At 73.4% G+C, this 3,721-nt stretch carries 5 protein-coding genes and 1 pseudogene; 2 read left to right on the top strand and 4 right to left on the bottom strand.

The window, feature by feature from the left end; genetic code table 11:
* A pseudogene (locus ACFQ4O_RS18275) lies at positions 1-151 on the bottom strand (S49 family peptidase); the annotation flags it as partial.
* 204 nt (positions 152-355) lie between these two features.
* Here ACFQ4O_RS18275 and ACFQ4O_RS16080 point away from each other — a divergent pair.
* Positions 356-697, top strand: a complete 342-nt coding sequence (locus ACFQ4O_RS16080) for a hypothetical protein (RefSeq protein ID WP_378777146.1) — start codon at positions 356-358, stop codon at positions 695-697.
* Between the two features lie 23 nt (positions 698-720).
* On the opposite strand, the gene ACFQ4O_RS16075 is transcribed toward ACFQ4O_RS16080, so the two are convergent.
* Together ACFQ4O_RS16075 and ACFQ4O_RS16070 are read right to left on the bottom strand one after the other, a co-directional pair.
* Positions 721-1,491: a tRNA1(Val) (adenine(37)-N6)-methyltransferase gene (locus ACFQ4O_RS16075; RefSeq protein WP_378777144.1), complete on the bottom strand. Its 771-nt coding sequence runs from the start codon at positions 1,489-1,491 to the stop codon at positions 721-723.
* Positions 1,488-1,718: a putative signal transducing protein gene (locus ACFQ4O_RS16070; protein ID WP_378777142.1), complete on the bottom strand. Its 231-nt coding sequence runs from the start codon at positions 1,716-1,718 to the stop codon at positions 1,488-1,490. Before ACFQ4O_RS16070 ends, ACFQ4O_RS16075 begins: the two co-directional genes overlap by 4 nt.
* A gap of 330 nt (positions 1,719-2,048) precedes the next feature.
* Between ACFQ4O_RS16070 and ACFQ4O_RS16065 the strand changes: the two genes are divergently transcribed.
* A complete protein-coding gene (locus ACFQ4O_RS16065; RefSeq protein WP_378777140.1) occupies positions 2,049-3,119 on the top strand; it encodes a polyprenyl synthetase family protein in 1,071 nt (356 codons plus the stop codon).
* A gap of 206 nt (positions 3,120-3,325) precedes the next feature.
* On the opposite strand, the gene ACFQ4O_RS16060 is transcribed toward ACFQ4O_RS16065, so the two are convergent.
* Complete coding sequence (locus tag ACFQ4O_RS16060; RefSeq protein WP_378777138.1) at positions 3,326-3,646, bottom strand: YnfA family protein; 321 nt, start codon at positions 3,644-3,646, stop codon at positions 3,326-3,328.
* Positions 3,647-3,721 lie beyond the last annotated feature (75 nt).

Raw genomic sequence — 3,721 nt, 5'->3', positions numbered from 1 at the left:
AGCCGGCGAGCGTCAGCGCGGGGCGCAGCGGCCCCCCGACGCCGATGGCGCCCTGCAGCCGGACCACCGGCACCACCGGGCGGTCGCCGCGTAGGCGCTCGGGAAGGACGGGCGCAAGCGCGCGGCGGAGGGCGTGGAGCGGGGTCGACATAAGGCGGAGATAGGATGCGGCCCGGGTCCGCGCAACCGGCGCGCCGGGGTCATGAATGCGTGATGAATGCGGGTCTCAGACCGCGTTCAGCGCCCCCCGGCCAGAGTGCGCCACATGAGGACGCCCGGTCCTTTGGCCCCCGCATGACGCGGCGGGAACGCAGCCGGGGGTCCTGACGGGCGTCACGCCCCTTGGGAGGACATCATGGTTCGCACGTTCGTTCTCGCCGCCGCCCTCGCGCTCGGCGCCGTCGCAGCGGCGCCCACCGCGGCCTCCGCCGGCGACGTGGTGATCGGCGTCGGTCTCGGCGGCCCGGCCTATTACGGCGGCGGCTATTACGAGCCGGTCTATCACCGCGGCTACCCCCATTACGGCCCGCGGCGCGACTACGGCCCCCGCCGCTACTACGCCCCGGCGCCCTATTACGGCTACCGCGCCCAGCGTCCCCGCTGCCGGGTGACCACCGTGCGCTCCTGGGACGGCTGGCGCTACGTCACCCGCACCCGCGAGGTCTGCAGCGCCCCGCGCCGGTATTACCGCTACTGATCCGGGGGGCTCCCCCGCGCCCGTCACAGCGGAAGCGTCGCCTGCCCCCGCTGCACGGCGAAGGCCTCCGCGGTGGCGGCGCCGTCCGGCCCGTGGAGGACGAACGGCGCCGACAGCGTCAGCGCGCCGCGCCGGCCCTTTCGGCCGGCGACGATGAGGCGGATGGCGGGCCCGTCGGCGCGGGCCTGCACCGGCTTCAGCCGGAGATCGCCGAACCGGCCCTCGAACGCCGCCGTAAGCTCCCCAAGCGCTTCCGGCCGGTGGATCATCACCGCGTGTCCGCCGGGTTTGAGCAGGCGCGCGGCCGCGCGGGTCCAGACCTCCAAAAGCCCCTCGCCGGCCGCATGGGCCCGCGCCTTGTCCGCCTGCGGCGAGGCGCGGAACCGCCCCACCGCATCGAAAGGCGGGTTCGCGACCACCAGATCGAACGTCTCCCGCTCCGCCTCGCCGAGCCCCGGCCGGCCGACCGCGCCCACATCGCCGGTCAGCACCGCGGCCTCGACGCCGTTGCGTCGGGCGTTCTCGCGCGCGAGATCGGCGGTCGCGGGGTCGATCTCCACCAGCAGGGCGCGGCCCGCGCCGGACAGCGCCAGCGACAGCCCGACCGCGCCGACGCCGGAGCCGAGATCGGCGACGTGGTCGCCGGGCGTCAGCAGGCTCCGGGCGGCGGCGGTGAGCAGGGCCGCGTCGGTGCCGACCCGGTGGCCGTGGCGCGGCTGGATAAGGCGCAGGCGCCCGCCGAAGAACCCGTCCTCCGTCCGCTCGTCGACCGCGGCGGGCTCCGTCGCGCTCACGGCCGTTCGGGGCGCAGCTCGTGGCCCACGCCGCGCTCCGCCAGCACGCGCCGGGCGCGCGCCTCGTCCTCGTCCGGCACCATGACGCGGGCGGCGAGAATGCCGAGCGAGCCTTCCAGCACGCTCATGGCGCCGTCGAGCACCAGATGCTCGACGCCCTCCTCGTCCAGCACGGCGCGGACGAAGGAGAGCAGCACGCGGTCATTGCTTCGGACGAGTTCCTGCATGTCGGGTCCCGTGTGGGTTGCGCCAGATGTCGAGCATGGGGCGGCGGCCGCGTCCCGGCAACGCCGCCTTATGGTTCGCGCCGCTTTACCATTAGGGCCGAAATCGCCCCGAAGGCGCCCCACTTTCGCCGACGCGGGCGGGCACAACCGAACCGTTCCCGATCACACCGATCTGACGGGCCCTTGATCCGATGCGCACCGAACTCGTCTGCCTCGTCGCCGCCCTGTTCCTTCTGGCCTTCGCGTCGGAGCAACTGATGGCCGCCAAGGCCGCGCTCGGCGTCGGCTGACCGGAGCGCCGCGCTTTCCCGCTTGCCCCCCCGAGCCGCGATGGCTAGGGTCCGCCCACGTTTTCAGACCGTCGAGGAGCGGCAGGGTTTGGGTGTGGCAGCGCCGTTGGACGAGCGCAGGGAGGCGGCCTCCGCCTCCGGCATCGATCCGCTGATCGAGCTCGTCGCGTCGGGCATGGAGCGCGTCAACGCCGTCATCCTGTCGCGGGTCGGGTCGGACGTGGCGATGGTCCCGGACGTCGCGAACCATCTCATCACCTCCGGCGGCAAGCGGCTGCGCCCCATGCTGACGCTCGCGACCGCAGCGCTGTCCGGCTATTCCGGCGACGGCCACGTCAAGCTCGCGGCCTCGGTCGAGTTCATGCACACCGCCACCCTGCTGCACGACGACGTGGTCGACGGCTCGGAGATGCGGCGCGGCAAGCTCGCCGCCCGCATGCTGTGGGGCAACGGCGCCAGCGTGCTGGTGGGCGACTTCCTGCTGGGCCAGGCCTTCAAGATGATGGTCGAGGTGGGTTCGCTGGAGGCGCTGCGCATCCTCGCCGACGCCGCCGCCGTGATCGCCGAGGGCGAGGTGATGCAGCTCGCGGTCGCCAAGAACATGGCCACCTCCGAGGACGACTATCTCGCCGTGGTCCGGGGCAAGACCGCCGCGCTGTTCGCCGCCGCCTGCGAGGTCGGCCCGGTGATCGCGGACCGGCCGGCCGCCGAGCAGGCCGCCGCGCGGGACTACGGCATGAATCTCGGCGTCGCCTTCCAGCTCGTCGACGACGCGCTGGACTATGGCGGGCTCGAGGACAAGCTCGGCAAGAAGGTCGGCGACGACTTCCGCGAGGGCAAGATCACCCTGCCGGTGGTGATCGCCTATCGCGAGGGCTCCGAGGACGAGCGCGCCTTCTGGCGCCGCGCGCTGGAGGACGGCCGGATCGAGGACGGCGATCTGGAACAGGCGATCCGCCTGCTGCGCCGCCACGGCGCGATCGAGGCCACGCTGGCGCAGGCCCGCCGCTACGGCGCCGCCGCCCGCGCCGCCCTCGCCCCGTTCGAGAACCGCCCCGTGGTCGAGGCGCTGACCGACGTGGTCGATTTCGTCACCGCCCGCGCCCACTGACGGCACGGCGGAAGACGCGCCCCTCTTCCCTTGTCCCGGCCTTGAGCCGGGACCCATTTCCGCCGACGGTTGGGACTGAAGCGCCCCGGTCGTCGCGCCTTGTTCTGAAAGCCCAGCGGTTCTGGGTCCCGGCTCAAGGCCGGGACAAGAAAAGGGGCGCGATCGCTTCGTTTATACTTCCGCGTCGCGCGAATAAATTGCGGAGATCACTTCCGCGGGCCGAACAGCACCACGGCGGCGCCCAGCAGCACGATGGCGGAGCCGGCGAGGTCCCAGCGGTCGGGGCGGACGCCTTCGACCGCCCAGAGCCAGCCGATCGACGCCGCCACGTAGACGCCGCCGTAGACGGCGTAGGCGCGGCCGGCGGCGTCGACCTCGACCAGCGTCAGCAGCCAGGCGAAGACGACCAGCGACGCGAGGCCGGCGGCGAGCCAGAGCGGGGAGGCCTGCAGCCGGAACACGGCCCAGAAGGCGAAGCAGCCGGCGATCTCGCACAGCGCCGCGGCGACGAAGACGAGGGCGTTCACCGCGCGCCGCGCCTCAGCGCAGCAGCGTGGAGCGCACCCACCAGGCGGGCGCCGCCGCCGACAGCGCCCGCGCCT

It is taken from the genome of Methylopila musalis (assembly GCF_042679725.1).
GTDB lineage: Bacteria > Pseudomonadota > Alphaproteobacteria > Rhizobiales > Methylopilaceae > Methylopila > Methylopila musalis.
The sequence above is the reverse complement of the archived record's forward strand: the minus strand, read 5'-3'. Positions and strand labels throughout refer to the sequence as shown.